The 283-nt window shown below is 64.7% G+C and carries 1 pseudogene; it reads right to left on the bottom strand.

Features of this window, described 5'->3' with window-relative positions:
• Positions 1-101: 101 nt before the first annotated feature.
• Positions 102-283, bottom strand: a pseudogene (locus EN859_RS37490) (pyrimidine utilization transport protein G); the annotation flags it as partial.

Here is a 283-nt window from a genome sequence, read left to right on the forward strand (position 1 = left end):
TGGCGGAGTCGGCGCTGACCGCGCGCAAAAAGTAACGCCGGTTCAAACGCGCTGGCGGTGACGGCGCTCATTCCAAACGCGCGCCGTCGCCGAGCGAAGAATCAGGCCACCGGCCCTTGCGCCGGCTTTCTTCGCAGAAGCGCGTAAAGAATGATCGCACCGAAAGTCGCGGTGCCGATGCCGCCCAGACCGAAGCCGCCGAGTTTCAGCGAGAAGTCGCCGGCGCCCAGCACGAGCGTGACCGCGGCCACGATCAGATTGCGGTTGTCCGAGAAATCCACTT

Source organism: Mesorhizobium sp. M00.F.Ca.ET.216.01.1.1 (genome assembly GCF_004010325.2).
Lineage (GTDB): Bacteria > Pseudomonadota > Alphaproteobacteria > Rhizobiales > Rhizobiaceae > Mesorhizobium.